This is a genomic window from Providencia alcalifaciens, from assembly GCF_915403165.1.
Classification (GTDB): Bacteria; Pseudomonadota; Gammaproteobacteria; order Enterobacterales; family Enterobacteriaceae; genus Providencia; species Providencia alcalifaciens_C.
Genome location: NZ_OU659204.1, coordinates 648,666 through 667,735, shown reverse-complemented (window position 1 = coordinate 667,735; position 19,070 = coordinate 648,666). Strand labels below are relative to the sequence as shown.

12 protein-coding genes, 1 tRNA gene and 3 rRNA genes are annotated in these 19,070 nt (G+C 43.2%); 5 read left to right on the top strand and 11 right to left on the bottom strand.

The window, feature by feature from the left end; translation table 11 throughout:
• The first annotated feature begins 109 nt into the window (after positions 1-109).
• Positions 110-778 carry a helix-turn-helix transcriptional regulator gene (locus tag LDO73_RS02915; protein ID WP_224061123.1) on the top strand — a complete coding sequence of 223 codons (669 nt, stop codon included), beginning with the start codon at positions 110-112 and terminating at the stop codon, positions 776-778.
• A gap of 63 nt (positions 779-841) precedes the next feature.
• On the opposite strand, the gene LDO73_RS02910 is transcribed toward LDO73_RS02915, so the two are convergent.
• From LDO73_RS02910 to LDO73_RS02890, 5 genes are all read right to left on the bottom strand, one after another.
• Entirely contained in the window at positions 842-2,335 is a 1,494-nt protein-coding gene (locus tag LDO73_RS02910; protein ID WP_224060115.1) for an aldehyde dehydrogenase family protein, read from the bottom strand.
• A 29-nt stretch (positions 2,336-2,364) separates the two neighbouring features.
• Positions 2,365-2,733: a cupin domain-containing protein gene (locus tag LDO73_RS02905; protein ID WP_224060114.1), complete on the bottom strand. Its 369-nt coding sequence runs from the start codon at positions 2,731-2,733 to the stop codon at positions 2,365-2,367.
• Between the two features lie 57 nt (positions 2,734-2,790).
• A complete protein-coding gene (locus LDO73_RS02900; protein ID WP_224060113.1) occupies positions 2,791-4,092 on the bottom strand; it encodes an NAD(P)/FAD-dependent oxidoreductase in 1,302 nt (433 codons plus the stop codon).
• 349 nt (positions 4,093-4,441) lie between these two features.
• On the bottom strand, positions 4,442-5,188 hold the full coding sequence (locus tag LDO73_RS02895; protein ID WP_224060112.1) for a helix-turn-helix transcriptional regulator: 747 nt from the start codon (positions 5,186-5,188) through the stop codon (positions 4,442-4,444).
• A 241-nt stretch (positions 5,189-5,429) separates the two neighbouring features.
• Positions 5,430-6,416, bottom strand: coding sequence for a glycosyltransferase (locus tag LDO73_RS02890; RefSeq protein ID WP_224060111.1), 987 nt, complete (start codon positions 6,414-6,416; stop codon positions 5,430-5,432).
• 211 nt (positions 6,417-6,627) lie between these two features.
• Here LDO73_RS02890 and LDO73_RS02885 point away from each other — a divergent pair, with 211 nt between their 5' ends.
• The 4 genes from LDO73_RS02885 to idi all read left to right on the top strand — a co-directional run bounded on the left by LDO73_RS02885 (position 6,628) and on the right by idi (position 10,795).
• Positions 6,628-7,548: a DUF808 domain-containing protein gene (locus LDO73_RS02885; RefSeq protein WP_224060110.1), complete on the top strand. Its 921-nt coding sequence runs from the start codon at positions 6,628-6,630 to the stop codon at positions 7,546-7,548.
• 74 nt (positions 7,549-7,622) lie between these two features.
• Complete coding sequence (gene narX / locus LDO73_RS02880) at positions 7,623-9,401, top strand: nitrate/nitrite two-component system sensor histidine kinase NarX (RefSeq protein WP_224060109.1); 1,779 nt, start codon at positions 7,623-7,625, stop codon at positions 9,399-9,401.
• A gap of 54 nt (positions 9,402-9,455) precedes the next feature.
• The gene (gene narL, locus LDO73_RS02875) at positions 9,456-10,094 is read left to right on the top strand and encodes a two-component system response regulator NarL (protein WP_006662852.1); all 639 of its coding nucleotides are present in this window, start codon (positions 9,456-9,458) and stop codon (positions 10,092-10,094) included.
• Positions 10,095-10,273: 179 nt separating this feature from the next.
• On the top strand, positions 10,274-10,795 hold the full coding sequence (idi, locus tag LDO73_RS02870; protein WP_224060108.1) for an isopentenyl-diphosphate Delta-isomerase: 522 nt from the start codon (positions 10,274-10,276) through the stop codon (positions 10,793-10,795).
• Between the two features lie 498 nt (positions 10,796-11,293).
• Here the strand turns inward: idi and rrf are convergent.
• The 6 genes from rrf to trkH form a co-directional block, all read right to left on the bottom strand.
• A 5S ribosomal RNA gene (gene rrf / locus LDO73_RS02865) occupies positions 11,294-11,409 on the bottom strand.
• 143 nt (positions 11,410-11,552) lie between these two features.
• Positions 11,553-14,461: ribosomal RNA gene (locus tag LDO73_RS02860) — 23S ribosomal RNA — on the bottom strand.
• 356 nt (positions 14,462-14,817) lie between these two features.
• Positions 14,818-14,893 (bottom strand) — tRNA-Glu (locus tag LDO73_RS02855).
• Between the two features lie 137 nt (positions 14,894-15,030).
• Positions 15,031-16,571 (bottom strand): 16S ribosomal RNA (locus LDO73_RS02850).
• Together the 16S, 23S and 5S rRNA genes with 1 tRNA gene alongside form the textbook arrangement of a ribosomal RNA operon.
• 473 nt (positions 16,572-17,044) lie before the next feature.
• Positions 17,045-17,569, bottom strand: coding sequence for a menaquinone-dependent protoporphyrinogen IX dehydrogenase (gene hemG / locus LDO73_RS02845; protein ID WP_224060107.1), 525 nt, complete (start codon positions 17,567-17,569; stop codon positions 17,045-17,047).
• A 48-nt stretch (positions 17,570-17,617) separates the two neighbouring features.
• Positions 17,618-19,069, bottom strand: coding sequence for a Trk system potassium transporter TrkH (gene trkH, locus LDO73_RS02840; protein WP_108479348.1), 1,452 nt, complete (start codon positions 19,067-19,069; stop codon positions 17,618-17,620).
• Between the last annotated feature and the right edge of the window lies 1 nt (position 19,070).

Sequence of the window (19,070 nt, the reverse complement as noted above, 5' to 3'; positions counted from 1 at the left end):
AAACAAGTTTTGAATAGTGTAATCAAGCTCACGTTATTAACATGTTTACTTTATGTTAACTGAATTAAATTGCATGATAGTAAGCTGACTATTTTGATGAGGTATGATGATGGTTCAACCGCTATTTAGTGAGAGTCAACAGGGCTTAATCGACTGCTGCCTAAATACGATTGCCCATATCATTCCTATTTCTGCAGCGGTTTATTATCTGGTGAATGAGCACTGGCAGCCAGAAAACCATGTACTGTATGGGATTTCCGCACGTATGCATGAAGAGTATCTCTCTGCATTTTCCCAGCATGACCCTCTACATCCAGACCATTTTCGCGGTGAGGATCTCCGTTTAGTGAAGATGCCTGTGGAAATGCGTCAACACGATCAAACCTTCTTCCATGATTTTATGCAGCCGAATCATATCGCGGATATGGCAGAGATTTTTATTCGTCGTAAAAATAAGATTGTGGCAGGAATTTCAGTGCTGCGAGATACGCCGTTTACGCCTCAGGAGGTAATTAGGCTCAATGCAATCTTACCGATTGCGGAGCTTATGACGTTCGATGTGCGACCCGATTCACTGGTTTCCTATACCCCGAAAGAGCAAGAAATCATTCATTTAGTGCGAGAAGGAGCCAATAATAAGCGTATTGCGCTACTATTAGGCGTTTCGCTTTCTACTGTGAAAACCCACCTTCGTAATATTTTTACCAAAGCCAATGTAAGCAACCGGACAGAATTAGTTTCCTCCGGGTTTATTATCCGCCAAGATAAAATTCTATAAAAAATCCCGGCACATTGGCCGGGAAAACTGTTGCTTTACAGAAAAAACAAAACCACTAACGCTCTAATAACGCACCATGACGGACTTTAATTCAGTGTAGTGTTCGATAAATGCACTACCAAATTCACGACCAATTCCAGACGACTTAATGCCACCGAAAGGCACTGCTGGGTCGAGGAAAGTGTGCATATTCACCCAAACGGTTCCTGCTTCAATTTGTGAAACCATGCGCATTGCTTTACTAAGATCATTCGTCCACACGCTCGCCGCTAAACCAAATGGCGTGCTATTCATCATCGTAACCAGCTCTTCTTCATCATCATAAGCTAAGAACGTACCGATAGGACCAAATGTCTCTTCTTTCATTAACACATCATCTGGGCCATTTGCGCGAATAATCGTAGGGGGAACAAAGTAACCGGCTCCTGCAATTGGCTGCCCGCCATAGATAATTTCACTACCATCTTGGCGTGCTTTTTCAAATAAACTTAAAATTTTATCGTAGTGGGCTTTGTTGGCTAATGGGCCCATTTCGGTGGTTTCATCTAATGGAGAACCAATTTTCATCGCCGATAAACGCGATTTTAGCTCTTCTAGAACCGCATTCATCAATTTAGATGGAATATAGAAACGCTCCGCTGCGGCACAAATTTGCCCTTGGTTTAAATAACCCGCTTCAATAATACCGCTCACAATCTTATCTACCGATAAATCCGCTAAGAATGCAGCACCATTTTTACCGCCCAATTCTAATGTGACGCGAGCCAGTTTGCCTTCCATTGCCGAGCGCCCTACGGCTAACCCAGTCGGCACTGAACCAGTAAAGGTCACTTTCGAACAAAGTTCATGGCTAATTAAAGCAGGTCCCACTTCGCGCCCACCGCCATTCACAATGTTAATCACGCCATCAGGAATGCCCGCTTCTTTGGCTAGTTCAGCCACGCGTAACATGGTCAGAGGGGTAAATTCACTTGGTTTCAGTACAATCGTGCAGCCACATGTCAATGCCGCTGCTAATTTCCAAATGGAAATCATAATAGAGAAGTTCCATGGAATAATTCCTGCAACCACACCTACAGGCTCACGCTGCGTAAATGCTGAGTATTTTTCGCCATTAAATGATGGCAAAGAAACATTCAGGGTTTCACCACTAATTTTGGTTGCCCAGCCCGCAAAATAACGTAGAAACTGCGCCGATGACCCCACTTCCAGAAAACGTGATAACTGAATGGTTTTCCCAGAACTTAAGGTTTCTAATTGCGCTAATTCTTCTAAGTGTTTTTCGAGCAAATCCGCTAAACGATTCAAACAATTGCCTCGTTCCATCGGCGTCGTATTTGCCCATGAGCCTTTAAATGCGGCATATGCCGCATTCATCGCTGCATCAACTTCTTCGCGCGTCCCTTCTTTCACTTTCGCAATCACTTGCTCGGTGGCTGGATTCACGACTTCAAAATAAGCATCTCCCTTGCCAGAAACAGGCAATCCATTAATAAAATGACCGTGTTGACGGTTCAAGAATTCTCTAACTTCTGGTAACAGGGTTAACTCACTCATCGTTATCTCCACCTCGTTAATTTATCGAATTACGCATTCACGCAGGCTAAATAGTGTTTTACAAAACGCGCTGCGCTAATTTCCCATAGCACTTCAGTGCCTTTGGCTGCAAACCAAGTGTCGCCTTTGTGGTATTCCACGGTGACGCCTGTTTTCACGTCGGTTAATTTCACCGAACCTTCATGAACAGTTGCCATTTCATCAAATGGGTAAACCATCTTAAATTTGCCTGTTGTACAAGCAAAAATACCGCAAGTCAGATTATCTGTTGGCTCGCCGTGGATCATCGCCACGCTTGCTTGAGGGTCCCCTTCAACAACCACAGAACCTAAATTGCTCACGCTACCAATGTTCAGTAATTCAGGAAGTGCTTTGTTTAACAGTAATGGGCTGATCATCTTTCTTACCTTCTCTTATGTAATAAAATCAAAAATGGACATTAAATTTAGGAAAACTTAGCGGCGACCTTGCCAATATCCTGATAACTGATGCCAACACTTGGCAAGTGACACAATGGCATTACGCATGCTGTCTTTCCCCATAATGTCAGCATGAGGAATCGAACTCATCAGGTCATAGCGGCTGGAGCCTTCAACTATCCCTTCAGCAAGCACCTTGCACACGATCTGGCTCGGCGTAACACCAAAACCTGAATAACCTTGTACGTAGAACACGTTTTTATGACCAGGGATTGTGCCAATTTGCGGGAACAGGTTGGCACTACACGCCATTGGACCACCCCATGCCAGCTCGATTTTGACGTCTTTCAGGTATGGGAAAACATTCAGCATCAATTTACGGTTCCACGCTTTCAAGTCGGATGGAATGTATTCTAAAAAGTACGTCGAGCTACCAAATAGCAGGCGATTTTCGTTTGTCACACGGTAGTAATCGATGACCGGGCGAATATCGCTATATGCCCCGCGAATTGGGCTAATGCGTTCAATCAATTCATCAGAAAGCTCTTCCGTCATTAACTGATAGGCATAGGTGTTAATTGTTTTTGGGTATAACGTCGGCTCAAGACCATTCAAGAAGCCATCACACGCCCACAACATTTTTTTCGCTTTTACGGAGCCCATCGCGGTACGAACCGTTACTGTATCGCCGTACTCAACATTCAAAACTTGGCTGTTTTCAAAAATTTTTGCGCCATATTCACTCACCGCTTTCGCTTCCCCCAATAACAGGTTAAGTGAATGAACATGTCCGCCTCCCATGTGTTTGATTCCACATGTATAAGCGTCAGAGCCGATAATCTGCTTTAAATCTGAACCTGTATAAAATTCAATTTCTTCATCTGGCGCGACGGCTTTAAAATCTGCAAGCCAACTACGCAATGTTTTTTCTTGGCGCTTGTTGCTACCTAAATAGGCATAACCATGGCAGAAATCCGCATCAATATTATATTTGGCGATACGGTCACGCATGATCCCTGCACCCATGTTGCTCAGTTTAAAAATCGTTTCTAAACCTTCTGAGCCAACGTGCTTTTTAATCGCATCGAGGTCATGACCAATACCGGCCATCACTTGCCCACCATTACGTCCTGTACCGCCATACCCAAGATGGCGACCTTCCAAGATAGCAATATTGGTAATTCCCTTTTCACACAATTCCAATGCCGTATTAATCCCTGAAAATCCACCACCAATGATCACGACATCCACATCAATGTCTTCTTTCAAGGTTGGGAAACGCAGGTCATATTTTTTGGTTGCTGAGTAATAAGTTAATGATTCTACTTGGTTATTCATAATGGATACCCTATCTAGTATCTTGCAATAACCTTGATTATCTTAACCAATCATTAACAGTTACATAGCCCTTTAGGGACATTCGAAACATAAAGTTAACATTTGTGACGTGGATACAATATTTACTTATAAACAAAATTAAATCAATTTAAATTTTTTCTGTTTAAATTCAAAAAGATAAATATTTATTATTATATTAATAGAAATTATTACATATTTTGATAAAGGATGAAGGCGAGGAGTGTTTTATTGCTAAGAGAGAAATTTAATTTATTGAAAAATAAAGCTTTATCTTAACGGCTCAGTTTAACCATCTAATGTATACAAGAAATAAACTAAGACCCCTAAATTACTGTTTTATTGGAGTCATTAATAAATTAAATAACTCAACTTGAGAGTTGATCTCTAATTTTTGATAGATATTCTTACGATGATTTTTGACAGTGCCTAAACTAATAAACAGTGACTCAGCAATTTGTGGGGAACCTTTACCTTCCAAAATTAATTCAACGACCTCACACTCTCTTGGCGTCAAACCAAAGCAAGTCTGTAAGTCCGTATTACGATAATGGCTAGAGACTGAATTCGGCACCACTTCCTTATGTAATCGAGCAATACTTCGAATAATATCAAAGGCTTCTTTTAATGATTTCTGCTTACTTTCATCTGAAAGAAAAGGCTGGTCTTCATTACCAAAGAAAATACCTAATTGTTTATCGGCTGATAGCTCCAACAATAAACCCGCCTCATCACACCAACCTGTCTTACGATAAAAATTAAGATAATAATCAGTATGATAAAACCCTTTCGGTGCAACTTCTTTCAATGTTAGTACCTTCGAACTTCCGCCTTTTTGTAGTTCTTGATAAAAAGGATCCATCAGATAAGCGCCACGCTGATAAATGCGATTGATGCTGTCGCTATTGCGCTTCTCAACTTTCGACAGAAAACGCGGCGCGCCTTCTTTTTCGAAGGCATAGATAATGGCGTTATCAAAAGCCACAAAAGAGGACAGCCATGACAACAAATTGGGGTAAAACTGGTTGGTTGCCACGGAGTCAATAAGGTCAGGTAATTTACGCAGATAATGATCCATTCAGCCCTCACTCATTAACTTATTAATAATTTATCACCGTGTATATTCAGGCGAACTATGACCCTATAAAGACCACATTCTGAGAGGAAGCTCAATTTTTTTGTTATTAATATGTTAATTAAATCACAATATATGCTATGGATATTAATAATATTTTATCAATTATTTAATAAGTTGAAGGCGAGTTCTAAGGGAGTACAGGAAGGGTAAAAGAGAGCAGCCCCGAAAGGCTGCTAGAAAACTATTTATTGATAATGGCCTTCAATTTGCTGTAACGACGGATCAAACGCCATTTTAATTTCAGCGTTGTGGCATGCTTCCAAACAATATCCCAGTAACCTTTATCAAAAAACAGCTGAACCATCTGCTTTTGCGTTTCCGGTGACTTAATGGCTAATAGCGCTAAAACAACCCCTAAGCCTTCTTTTCCCACTTGCCATAAACAGGCAGGCGCTTGTTTCACTTCCTCAGGATGACGCTTATAGATATCCATCAACATATCTAAGATCTTCAGGTAGGTATTGATCTTACGTACTGAGCGTTCATCTCCGGTTAAAGAGTGTGAAACGGATTGGTTGTGGATCAGATATTCATAATATTGTTCATTGATAAACTGCACTCGTTTAGCAACGAGCAGCATTTCGGTAGTCCAAGGAATGTCTTGATGGTGCAATCTAGGCTCAAAGGTAAAATTGTGCTCTCTAATTAATGACAAGCGATACAGATTCAACCAAGTTACATGGAGAAACTTACGGGAGCTCAAGCCAATTTGTAGCCATTGAGGACCCGTGATCACGCCAGTAGAAGGCACTTTATTGGGTGGGAAAATAGCCTTTGAAGCATCCCCATTAGTGTAAACGTAGGTACCATTGCAAGTTGCTACGTCCAGATCTCCCGCTAAGGCAATCTCTAATAAGCGACCATACATTCTTGCATCAATTTCATCATCAATATCAGGGAAAGTGATATATTCCCCTGTTGCGACAGCCATTCCGGTATTACGCGCAACGGAAACTCCGCCATTTTCCTGACTGAGTACTTTGATATTCTCAAACTTATCTTCGTATTGACGAATGACCGATTCGCTATCATCTTTTGAACCATCATTCACAACGATCAGTTCCCAGTTTTCGAGTTTTTGGGCAATTAGGCTATCAAAAAAATGGGGTAAAAATTTTTCGCCGTTATAAACCGCAACAACGATACTCAATACAGGCTGAAGGGACATGGATTAACCTTACACTCATTAAAAATAATGATAATGACAAAATATACTCTAGTCTTCCATAAGGAACTGATAATTAAATCAAATAATTATGATAGGGAAAAATTTACCTATCCCTGTTATTACTCAAATTATCAAATCCCTGTGAACTAATTTTGACTTATCTTACCTAAGAAATGTCAATTATACCTTACCTTAACAAAAGGATCCTCCTGTGGCTGGAAGTAGCTTACTTGCCTTATTAGATGATATCGCAGCAGTTCTAGATGATGTGTCAGTGATGACAAAAATGGCAGCAAAAAAAACGTCCGGTGTTCTGGGTGATGACCTCGCTTTAAATGCTCAACAAGTCACTGGCGTTCGTGCTGAAAGAGAGATCCCTGTCGTTTGGGCTGTCGCAAAGGGCTCCTTCATCAACAAACTCATTTTAGTCCCACTCGCATTATTGATTAGCGCTTTCATTCCATGGGCAGTCACACCATTATTAATGATTGGAGGCGCATATCTCTGCTTTGAAGGCGCTGAAAAACTTGCCCATAAGTATCTACACAAACATGAGACTTCACCATCAGAAGCTGCACGAGAGGCCCAGCTTTCAGAACAAGAAATAGCAGCATTTGAAAAACAAAAAATTAAAGGTGCAATCCGCACTGATTTTGTTTTATCTGCGGAAATTATCGCTATTACTTTAGGTATTGTGTCTTCAACAACTCTCCTGAACCAATTTGCAGTTTTATCAATTATTGCCATTGTCATGACTGTCGGGGTGTATGGATTAGTTGCTGGTATAGTCAAACTAGATGACTTAGGCTTCTATTTACAGAAAAAAACGTCTACTTTACTGCGTAAATGCGGTAATGGGTTAATCTATGTAACCCCTTATTTAATGAAAACATTATCTGTTGTAGGGACTGCCGCGATGTTTATGGTCGGAGGGGGGATACTCACTCACGGAATTACCTATCTGCATTTATGTATCGAAAAAATAGCAGAGAAAACAGGTAGCATCAGTATTGTTGGTAATACACTACAATTTTTGACACCTTCCATTCTTAATTTAATTTTTGGCCTAGTTATCGGTTTATTTATTGTTTTAATTATTCACTTTTTTGCTCGATTTAAAAAAACAAAATAAAGCTAAAAACTGACTAATATCCTTAAATACATTATGGTAATAGTCAGTTTATTTTGTATCAGGAAGAAGAGAGAATGCCGACACTTTACCGACGATTTTCGATCATCAATCAGGTTATTGGGTTAATGCTGCTTATTGCTGTTTTAGGCATTATCGGCATGACAATTTCCAACCGCATGATCATCAGTGTACAAGGCAACGCTCATGCCATTAACACATCTGGTTCCTTGCGCATGCAAAGCTACCGCCTACTTTCTTTAACTCCCATAAACCCGCATAACCAAAATTACCTTGATGAATTAGAGAAAGATTTACTCAGCCCCGAGCTAACTCAAGTGGTTAAAATTGAAAACCTCACACCTGAATTTAATAAAATACATGAATTTTGGCTAAACACTTTAAGGCCCGCACTTACTAAAGCATCTTCGCCTGATGATGCCCGCTATGAAGTCATTACTTTTGTTAATATGCTCAATGAGTTAGTTCATAACATTGATGATAAAACTGAGAAAAAAATCGCTTATGTAGCGATGACTCAGCTTATTTTTATTAGCTTAGTCTTTTTACTATTGATGGGAACAATCTGGCATTTAAGACGAAAAATTTATTACCCATGGATGAAGCTGCTTTCTATGGTTAATGCCATTGGGCGTAAAGATTTTACTCAGCGCTATCCCATGAAGAATAATAAGCAAGATGAGCTCAATGCCCTAGGTGAAACTCTCAATCATATGTCTGATGAGCTGGCGCAAAGTTACCACCAACTCGAAGAACGTGTGGCAGAAAAAACCGCAGACTTACTCGCTAAAAATCGTGTTTTGTCATATCTTTATCAATCAAATCAAATATTACACTCTTCGGAAACGCTTTATTCAAGATTACAAAAAGTTCTCGCGGAGCTGAAAAACATCACACAGCTAGAAAACTTGCGTCTCAAATTATATGAAGATAGTAATGAACAATACTTCCATGAAATCTCTTATGACACGACCAACCTCGAAATAGATAAAGCAAAGCTATCTTCCGCTAATCAGCATCCATTAAACAATGATTCAGTAAAAGAATATCAAACATTACAGTGGGATCTCTCTGACAATATGCACCGATATGGTGTAATTATCGGTGAAATTGAGCAAAAAAAACCATTTTCTGATGAAAAAAATAGATTGGTTCTTATGCTCGCGAAACAGATTTCAGGTATGCTCACTATGGAGCAACAGATAGAGCAGCAGCAGCAGTTACTGATCATGGATGAACGTGCCGCGATTGCTAGAGAGCTTCATGACTCTATAGCACAATCACTCTCATGTTTAAAAATGCAAATTAGCTATCTGCAAATGCAACCAGAGCCATTACCAGAAACAACTCTACACTTGCTCAATGAGATGCGGACAGAAATTAATACTGCATACAGCCAGTTACGGGAATTATTGACGACTTTCCGCTTGAAACTTACTGAATCAGGACTATTACCTTCACTCAAAAGCACTTTAGGTGAATTTAGTGGGCGTATTGGCTTTAATATTCAACTTAATTATGAAATTCCAGCGAAAAGTATCTCGCCACACCAATCTATCCACATAATACAAATTATTCGTGAAGCGCTAAGTAATATTCTGAAGCATGCCAATGCAACTTGGGCTAAAGTTTCATTAAGCCAAAATAGAGGCACCGTCACTGTTACAATTGATGATAATGGCAATGGTATCGATGACAATCCAAATAAACTTAATCATTATGGCCTCATTATTATGAGAGAAAGAGCACTTAGCCTGAATGGCGAGTGTTATATCACTCAACGTGCCGAAGGGGGAACTGAAGTGAAAGTCACATTCCCTTTATCTGACATTTAAAGCATCTAACATTTAGAACACCGGATCAAATCATTCATGGAGACTAAAAATATAATGACCGAAAAATCAACAATTCTACTTATTGATGATCACCCAATGCTCCGAAATGGTGTAAAACAATTGATTAGCTTAGAACCTTCACTTCAAGTTATTGGTGAAGCTGGAGATGGCAAAACGGGCATTCAGATAGCTGAAGAACAAGATCCTGACCTGATCCTTTTAGATCTCAATATGCCAGGAATGAACGGTTTTGAAACTCTGGATGAGCTTAGAAAACGCGAACTTTCAGGCAGAATTATTCTCTTTACCGTATCGAATTATAGTGACGATTTGATCAGTGCACTTAAGCGAGGTGCTGATGGTTATTTGTTAAAAGATATGGAACCTGAAGAATTGATTATCGCCCTCAAAGAAGCCGCAAGTGGAAAAATGGTAGTGAGCCCGACATTAACCTCTGTCCTTGCCGAATCATTAAGAGAAAATCAATCACAAAATGAAAGCGATGCTATCGCGCTAACTCCACGAGAATCCGATATTTTAGAGCTTATAGCTCAAGGATTATCAAATAAAATGATCGCTCGAAATTTAGATATTGCAGAGAGCACAGTAAAAGTACATGTAAAACACTTACTTAAAAAACTAAACCTAAAATCTAGAGTCGAAGCTGCTGTCTGGGTGCTCCAACAGAAATAATATTTCTTCATCATTCCGTCTTCATTCATAGCTAAATGATCGATTCATCTAGCTATGAATGTACTTTATCAATCTCCCATCACAAATTAGCTAAGGCTATTAATAGCTCTAATCTACAAGTCATTTTTTTCCAGTTATAATAAGCTTGTTTTTGACTCTAGCTGATACAGATGACCCCAATGATAGAAGAACTACTTATTTTAGTTAATGAACAAGATACACCGATTGGTAGCATGCCAAAACTGCTAGCTCATCAGCAAGGCTGCCTGCATCGTGCATTTTCTATCTTCATTTTTAATCGTAAGAACGAATTGCTCATTCAACAACGCGCATTTCATAAATATCATTCCGCTGGGCAGTGGGCCAATTCCTGCTGTAGCCATCCAAGACCACAAGAAGATACCCATGCTGCAGCTTTACGTCGCTTAACGGAAGAACTTGGTTTTTCAACTTCATTAACACATGTTGGTGAGTTTATTTATAAAGCAGATGTTAATGGCGGACTAATTGAGCACGAGTATGACCACCTATTTGTGGGCTACTATGACAAGCAAGTCGTTCCTAATCCTGAAGAAGTCAGTGCTACCCGCTGGGTTAGCCTTGAAACTTTAGCCCAAGAAATTAGTACTCATCCTGAAAAATTCACTCCGTGGTTCAAAAAAATCTGGGAAAAATACCCACTGTTGAATTTTTCTTCCTAATCCTTCTTCTATATTACGTCAACCACAGCGTATTCATTTTTTATCTGTTACCAGATTGTCTTTTCATAAGCACCAGATAGCATAATCAATTAATATATAAGAATTTTATTTCTAGAATGGCTTAAATTTTCGAGCCTGAGCTAAAAGTGATACTGAAAATTTACTGAGAAATTTGGAGCTTAGATTCGGTTTGAAATTTGAGATTTGAGATTTGAGATTTGAGATTTGAGATTTGAGATTTGAGATTTGAGATTTGAGATTATGCCAGATCAGGTATTCACCATTAAAGTGCTTTTATTCACCAGATCTCACGGGGACTACCTCGATTGACAGTGAAATAAGGCGGGAAGCACAGGGATATTCGGCGCTTTTAGGCCGTTGGTGAGTGCCGCCCCAGATTTTGCTAACGAGAAGACCATTTGTCATACACCTTTCGGCGATTTCAATTTCCCAAACGCAAAAAAGCCACCCAATGGGTGGCTTCTCGGCTAATTTAATGTCTGGCAGTTCCCTACTCTCACATGGGGAGACCCCACACTACCATCGGCGCTACGGCGTTTCACTACTGAGTTCGGCATGGGGTCAGGTGGGACCACCGCGCTATTGCCGCCAGACAAATTCTGTTTATTCCCGTTTAAGTTTTTTCTTAAACCAGAATATCAATCCTGAACAAGCTGCTGTGTCCTTCACCTTTCGGCTTCTCACTCGCTATTGAATCAACTTAATCTCTCAATCTCTAAAACACCTTCGGTGTTGTCAGGTTAAGCCTCACGGTTCATTAGTATTGGTTAGCTCAACGTATCGCTACGCTTACACACCCAACCTATCAACGTCTTAGTCTTAAACGTTCCTTTAGGACCCTTAAAGAGTCAGGGAAGACTCATCTCAAGGCAAGTTTCCCGCTTAGATGCTTTCAGCGGTTATCTCTTCCGCACTTAGCTACCGGGCAATGCCATTGGCATGACAACCCGAACACCAGTGGTGCGTCCACTCCGGTCCTCTCGTACTAGGAGCAGCCCCTTTCAATCTTCCAACGCCCACGGCAGATAGGGACCGAACTGTCTCACGACGTTCTAAACCCAGCTCGCGTACCACTTTAAACGGCGAACAGCCGTACCCTTGGGACCTACTTCAGCCCCAGGATGTGATGAGCCGACATCGAGGTGCCAAACACCGCCGTCGATATGAACTCTTGGGCGGTATCAGCCTGTTATCCCCGGAGTACCTTTTATCCGTTGAGCGATGGCCCTTCCATTCAGAACCACCGGATCACTAAGACCTACTTTCGTACCTGCTCGAGCTGTCACTCTCGCAGTCAAGCTGGCTTATGCCTTTGCACTAACCGCATGATGTCCGACCATGCTTAGCCAACCTTCGTGCTCCTCCGTTACTCTTTGGGAGGAGACCGCCCCAGTCAAACTACCCACCAGACACTGTCCGCACCCCGGATAACGGGGCGACGTTAGAACATCAAACATTAAAGGGTGGTATTTCAAGGTTGGCTCCACGCAGACTGGCGTCCACGCTTCAAAGCCTCCCACCTATCCTACACATCAAGGCTCAATGTTCAGTGTCAAGCTATAGTAAAGGTTCACGGGGTCTTTCCGTCTTGCCGCGGGTACACTGCATCTTCACAGCGAGTTCAATTTCACTGAGTCTCGGGTGGAGACAGCCTGGCCATCATTACGCCATTCGTGCAGGTCGGAACTTACCCGACAAGGAATTTCGCTACCTTAGGACCGTTATAGTTACGGCCGCCGTTTACTGGGGCTTCGATCAAGAGCTTCTCCTTACGGATAACCCCATCAATTAACCTTCCAGCACCGGGCAGGCGTCACACCGTATACGTCCACTTTCGTGTTTGCACAGTGCTGTGTTTTTAATAAACAGTTGCAGCCAGCTGGTATCTGCGACTGGCTTCAGCTCCATGGGTAAACCATTTCACCTAATGCCAGCGTGCCTTCTCCCGAAGTTACGGCACCATTTTGCCTAGTTCCTTCACCCGAGTTCTCTCAAGCGCCTGAGTATTCTCTACCTGACCACCTGTGTCGGTTTGGGGTACGATTAATGATAATCTAGAGCTTAGAGGCTTTTCCTGGAAGCGGGGTATAAGCTACTTCGCCACCGTAGTGACTCGTCATCAGACCTCAGCATATAGTGAACCGGATTTGCCTAATTCACCTGCCTACATCCTTAAACCGGGACAACCGTCGCCCGGCCAGCCTAACCTTCTCCGTCCCCCCATCGCAATTATCACCAGTACGGGAATATTAACCCGTTGCCCATCGACTACGCATTTCTGCCTCGCCTTAGGGGTCGACTCACCCTGCCCCGATTAACGTTGGACAGGAACCCTTGGTCTTCCGGCGTGCGGGTTTTTCACCCGCATTATCGTTACTTATGTCAGCATTCGCACTTCTGATACCTCCAGCATGCCTCACAGCACACCTTCACAGGCTTACAGAACGCTCCCCTACCCAACAATATTTACATATCGCTGCCGCAGCTTCGGTGCATAGTTTAGCCCCGTTACATCTTCCGCGCAGGCCGACTCGACCAGTGAGCTATTACGCTTTCTTTAAATGATGGCTGCTTCTAAGCCAACATCCTGGCTGTCTGAGCCTTCCCACTTCGTTTCCCACTTAACTATGACTTTGGGACCTTAGCTGGCGGTCTGGGTTGTTTCCCTCTTCACGACGAACGTTAGCACCCGCCGTGTGTCTCCCGTGATAACATTCTTCGGTATTCGTAGTTTGCATCGAGTTGGTAAGTCGGGATGACCCCCTAGTCGAAACAGTGCTCTACCCCCGAAGATGAGTTCACGAGGCGCTACCTAAATAGCTTTCGGGGAGAACCAGCTATCTCCCGGTTTGATTGGCCTTTCACCCCCAGCCACAAGTCATCCGCTAATTTTTCAACATTAGTCGGTTCGGTCCTCCAGTTAGTGTTACCCAACCTTCAACCTGCCCATGGCTAGATCACCGGGTTTCGGGTCTATACCCTGCAACTTATTCGCCCAGTTAAGACTCGGTTTCCCTACGGCTCCCCTATACGGTTAACCTTGCTACAGAATATAAGTCGCTGACCCATTATACAAAAGGTACGCAGTCACCCTGATAAATCAAGGCTCCCACTGCTTGTACGTACACGGTTTCAGGTTCTATTTCACTCCCCTCGCCGGGGTTCTTTTCGCCTTTCCCTCACGGTACTGGTTCACTATCGGTCAATCAGGAGTATTTAGCCTTGGAGGATGGTCCCCCCATATTCAGACAGGATAACACGTGTCCCGCCCTACTCGTCGAGTTCACAACACTAACATCTTCAGATACGGGGCTATCACCCTTTACTGCCGGCCTTTCCAGACCGTTCTCCTGATGCTAATGCTGATTAAGACTCTGGGCTGCTCCCCGTTCGCTCGCCGCTACTAGGGGAATCTCGGTTGATTTCTTTTCCTCGAGGTACTGAGATGTTTCAGTTCCCTCGGTTCGCCTCGTTTGACTATGTATTCATCAAACGATAGTGCAACGAATTGCACTGGGTTTCCCCATTCGGATATCGTCGGTTATAACGGTTCATATCACCTTACCGACGCTTTTCGCAGATTAGCACGTCCTTCATCGCCTCTGATTGCCTAGGCATCCACCGTGTACGCTTAGTCGCTTAACCTCACAACCCGAAGGTGTCTTTTCGTGTCATTCTGACAAGTAATGGCTGCGCGTGCATCCATTCTGTGTTGGGCAGTGCTCGCAATGCTCACATACTCATGTATGCTGCGCTTGCTGTGCGCTGTCCGCCTTGAATGGCTGACTGCTCGCTCATTACGATTTGCCATCGTAACAGAGAACATCTTCAAGTTGAGATTTTTGAGAGACTCTCACATTGTTTAAGCGATAAACAATGTGCGTTGTTTTCAATTTTCAGCTTGTTCCAGATTGTTAAAGAGCATAATTGTTAAACCAACTACAAGGTAATTGGCTTAATCATTATTGGGGACATCGTCTTTCACTCGATATCGGCGCAATTGGCGTCCCCTAGGGGATTCGAACCCCTGTTACCGCCGTGAAAGGGCGGTGTCCTAGGCCTCTAGACGAAGGGGACACGAAATACTGCACAAATTACTTTGTTGCATATCTCGTGTAAGACCCATTCTTTCGAATAGCTCTCCCACGTATAGCCTATTGCTCTACTTTCTATCAGACAATCTGTGTGAGCACTTCACAAAAACACTTCAATGGTAAGGAGGTGATCCAACCGCAGGTTCCCCTACGGTTACCTTGTTACGACTTCACCCCAGTCATGAATCACAAAGTGGTAAGCGCCCTCCCGAAGGTTAAGCTACCTACTTCTTTTGCAACCCACTCCCATGGTGTGACGGGCGGTGTGTACAAGGCCCGGGAACGTATTCACCGTAGCATTCTGATCTACGATTACTAGCGATTCCGACTTCATGGAGTCGAGTTGCAGACTCCAATCCGGACTACGACGTACTTTATGAGTTCCGCTTGCTCTCGCGAGGTCGCTTCTCTTTGTATACGCCATTGTAGCACGTGTGTAGCCCTACTCGTAAGGGCCATGATGACTTGACGTCATCCCCACCTTCCTCCGGTTTATCACCGGCAGTCTCCTTTGAGTTCCCACCATTACGTGCTGGCAACAAAGGATAAGGGTTGCGCTCGTTGCGGGACTTAACCCAACATTTCACAACACGAGCTGACGACAGCCATGCAGCACCTGTCTCAGAGTTCCCGAAGGCACTAAAGCATCTCTGCTAAATTCTCTGGATGTCAAGAGTAGGTAAGGTTCTTCGCGTTGCATCGAATTAAACCACATGCTCCACCGCTTGTGCGGGCCCCCGTCAATTCATTTGAGTTTTAACCTTGCGGCCGTACTCCCCAGGCGGTCGATTTAACGCGTTAGCTCCGGAAGCCACTCCTCAAGGGAACAACCTCCAAATCGACATCGTTTACAGCGTGGACTACCAGGGTATCTAATCCTGTTTGCTCCCCACGCTTTCGCACCTGAGCGTCAGTCTTTGTCCAGGGGGCCGCCTTCGCCACCGGTATTCCTCCACATCTCTACGCATTTCACCGCTACACATGGAATTCTACCCCCCTCTACAAGACTCTAGCTGACCAGTTTTAGATGCCATTCCCAGGTTAAGCCCGGGGATTTCACATCTAACTTAATCAACCGCCTGCGTGCGCTTTACGCCCAGTAATTCCGATTAACGCTTGCACCCTCCGTATTACCGCGGCTGCTGGCACGGAGTTAGCCGGTGCTTCTTCTGTTGGTAACGTCAATCGTTGATGATATTAGCATCAACGCCTTCCTCCCAACTGAAAGTACTTTACAACCCTAAGGCCTTCTTCATACACGCGGCATGGCTGCATCAGGCTTGCGCCCATTGTGCAATATTCCCCACTGCTGCCTCCCGTAGGAGTCTGGGCCGTGTCTCAGTCCCAGTGTGGCTGATCATCCTCTCAGACCAGCTAGGGATCGTCGCCTTGGTGAGCCATTACCTCACCAACTAGCTAATCCCATATGGGTTCATCCGATAGCGCAAGGACCGAAGTTCCCCTGCTTTGCTCCTGAGAGATTATGCGGTATTAGCTACCGTTTCCAGTAGTTATCCCCCTCTATCGGGCAGATCCCCATACATTACTCACCCGTCCGCCGCTCGTCAGCGAGAAGCAAGCTTCCCCTGTTACCGCTCGACTTGCATGTGTTAGGCCTGCCGCCAGCGTTCAATCTGAGCCATGATCAAACTCTTCAATTAAAAAGCTTGATGCTCAAAGAATGTTACTGTCGTTTGATTTCCGAAGAAACCAAATTACCTATTAGTTCATATATATGAATTAACGTGTTAGTCACTCTTCAAGACTTAAAATCAAATATTTTTTTGATAGTGTCCTGTGAGTGCCCACACAGATTGTCTGATAAATTGTTAAAGAGCGTTGCGACATTTCTTTAGAAATTCGACTCAGTTTTTATCAACTTAGGTCGTTGTCGCGAGGTGGCGTATATTACGCTTTCCTCAGTGAGAGTCAAGTATTTTTTTACTTAATCTTTTCAGATTCTCTCGCTGCCGGTTCAGTGTCCATCGCGCTTTGCGTTGGCTTGTTCCCGGTCAGTGGATGCGCATTATAGGGAGTCACAGAAATCCTGCAAGTGTTTTTTAAATATTTTTATTCGACCGTTTTCTTTTTAAACAAATCGTATAAAACAACCACGATTTGTTTAAATATAAGGCTAGATATTATCAAATTTCGTTGCAAACTCAGCAACATTATCCCAATTGGTATATTCTATTTCTGTATTTGGGTCGGTTGGTCCGTCTGTCATTTTCATAATCAGCCTGATCATCACTCTATCAAACCATTTATAACGAGGGTAAAACAGCGCGCCCGCAAAAACAGACTTTATGGTCGGCTGCCATGGACACTTCTCTAAGAACTTACGAGTATAGGCATTCGTATCAACAGTATTCTTACCTTCCTTTCTTGCTGTAAGGTTAACGGCAAAGAATCCCGTCTTCATTGAATTAAGTTGAGTTTGATGGATTGTGGCAAAACGCACTAACTTCTTATTAAAATGCCCATAACGAATAGAAGCCCCTACTAGCACCTTTTCATAAGCAGATAAGTTAAAACTTTTATCTGAATTCAAATCACGAATATCACACTCACGCCCAGCGCGACGTAATTGATCTGCCATTTTAAGTATAATTTTTTTAGTTTGCCCATCGGTGCTTGAGTGCAAAAGTAGATAACTCATTTTTCTTCCTAATCGTTACTATCTATATACGTTAGCGGCGCAGCTATATTACTCACGCCAGAAAGTTGGGGTCAGTAACACTAATAAAGTAAACACTTCCAAACGACCAAACAGCATCGTGACAACTAAAATCCATTTACCTGCAGGATTCATTGTCGTGAAGTTATCAGCAACAGTACCTAAGCCTGGACCTAAGTTATTCAACGTTGTCGCAATCGCTGAAAATGCAGAAAACTCATCCACCCCAGTGGCGATTAAAAGCAGCAAGCTAACCACGAAAACTAAAGCATAAGCAGAGAAGAATCCCCAGACAGCTTCAATGATCCTTTCTGGCAATGCCCTTTGTCCTAATTTAATGGTATAGACCGCATTAGGATGCACTAATCGTTTTAATTCTCGGGAACCTTGCAGGAACAGTAAAAGGATACGAATCACTTTTAATCCCCCACCTGTTGACCCTGCACATCCACCAACAAACGCCGCACATAATAGAAGCATGGGTAAGAACAGCGGCCAGCCAGAAAAACTGTCAGTGGTGAAGCCTGCTGTAGTCGCCATCGAGACCACTTGGAAAAAGGCTTGATCCAGCGTTTGTCCAAAGCCAGCATATACGGAGTGATACATCAGCACCGCGGTACAGATCACGACTAGAACAAACTGGAAGCTGATGAACATTCTAAATTCAGGGTCGCGCCAATAAATTCCGAGGCTTCTTCCCGTTAGAACGGCAAAGTGCAAACCAAAGTTACAACCTGAGATAATTAGGAAGACGCCAATAATGGTATTAATGGCAGGACTATTAAAGTAGCCTATGCTGGCATCATGGGTAGAAAACCCACCGATCGCGATGGTTGAAAAACTGTGAGATATCGCATCGAACACATCCATACCTGCGATCCATAATGCAATCGCACACGCAATAGTTAGCAATACATAAATAAGCCAAAGCGTTTTTGCCGTTTCCGCAATTCGCGGACGCATTTTGTTATCTTTTAATGGCCCAGGCATCTCAGCACGATAGAGCTGCATGCCACCGACACCTAAGAGAGGCAAAATCGCTACAGCGAGTACAATGATCCCCATCCCACCAAGCCATTGCAGCATCTGCCGATAGAACAAAATCGCTTTCGGAAGAGAGTCTAATCCCGTCAGAGTTGTTGCACCGGTAGTTGTTAGCCCAGAAAAGGATTCAAAGAAGGCATCTGTAACAGATAAGTTGGGTTTTTCAGAGAAGATAAACGGCAGTGCCCCGACGCTCCCTAGCACCGTCCAAAACAGAACTACAATTAAAAAACCTTCTTTCGCTTTTAGTTCATGTCGGCTATTTCGCGTAGGTAGCCATAAAAAAAGCCCGATTAGTAACGCCGTTATAAAAGTCTGACTGAATGCTCGTCCCGCACCATCGCGATATATCAGTGCGACAATACCTGGTATGACCATAGTAAAAGAGAAGATAATGACGAGTAACCCGACAATACGAGTTATTGCGCGAAAATGCATT

Bases quoted from the DNA above. Each gene is read 5' to 3' on its own strand.
- hemG (WP_224060107.1), bottom strand. From the start codon at position 17,569: ATGAGTTATCTACTTTTGCACTCAAGCACCGATGGGCAAACTAAAAAA.
- narL (WP_006662852.1), top strand. From the start codon at position 9,456: ATGACCGAAAAATCAACAATTCTACTTATTGATGATCACCCAATGCTC.
- LDO73_RS02915 (WP_224061123.1), top strand. From the start codon at position 110: ATGGTTCAACCGCTATTTAGTGAGAGTCAACAGGGCTTAATCGACTGC.
- idi (WP_224060108.1), top strand. From the start codon at position 10,274: ATGATAGAAGAACTACTTATTTTAGTTAATGAACAAGATACACCGATT.
- LDO73_RS02900 (WP_224060113.1), bottom strand. From the start codon at position 4,092: ATGAATAACCAAGTAGAATCATTAACTTATTACTCAGCAACCAAAAAA.
- LDO73_RS02910 (WP_224060115.1), bottom strand. From the start codon at position 2,335: ATGAGTGAGTTAACCCTGTTACCAGAAGTTAGAGAATTCTTGAACCGT.
- LDO73_RS02905 (WP_224060114.1), bottom strand. From the start codon at position 2,733: ATGATCAGCCCATTACTGTTAAACAAAGCACTTCCTGAATTACTGAAC.
- trkH (WP_108479348.1), bottom strand. From the start codon at position 19,069: ATGCATTTTCGCGCAATAACTCGTATTGTCGGGTTACTCGTCATTATC.
- narX (WP_224060109.1), top strand. From the start codon at position 7,623: ATGCCGACACTTTACCGACGATTTTCGATCATCAATCAGGTTATTGGG.
- LDO73_RS02890 (WP_224060111.1), bottom strand. From the start codon at position 6,416: ATGTCCCTTCAGCCTGTATTGAGTATCGTTGTTGCGGTTTATAACGGC.
- LDO73_RS02895 (WP_224060112.1), bottom strand. From the start codon at position 5,188: ATGGATCATTATCTGCGTAAATTACCTGACCTTATTGACTCCGTGGCA.